Source organism: Bifidobacterium sp. UMB1197 (assembly GCF_030217745.1).
In the GTDB taxonomy this organism is placed as follows: Bacteria; Actinomycetota; Actinomycetes; order Actinomycetales; family Bifidobacteriaceae; genus Bifidobacterium; species Bifidobacterium vaginale_B.
Genome location: NZ_JASOOL010000068.1, coordinates 1 through 260 on the forward strand (window position 1 = coordinate 1; position 260 = coordinate 260).

General features: G+C 40.0%; 1 pseudogene. It reads right to left on the reverse strand.

The features are described 5' to 3' along the window. Nucleotides 1-57: 57 nt before the first annotated feature. A pseudogene (locus QP420_RS06640) lies at nucleotides 58-260 on the reverse strand (peroxiredoxin); the annotation flags it as partial.

Sequence of the window (260 nt, forward strand, 5' to 3'; positions counted from 1 at the left end):
TAAAATCAGTCGATAAAATCAGCAGTTAAAATAAGCAAATAAAATCAACTGTTAAAATCAGATTTTCCCAACTAAGTCAATAGATGGAGCAAGTGTTTCTTCTCCCTGCTCCCACTTTGCTGGGCATACTTCTCCTGGATGGGCTGCAATAAATTGAGCAGCTTTAACTTTGCGAAGCATCTCGTCGGCGTTTCTGCCGATTCCATCTGCTGTCATCTCATAGAATTGAATATTGCCTTGAGGATCCACCAAAAAAGTTG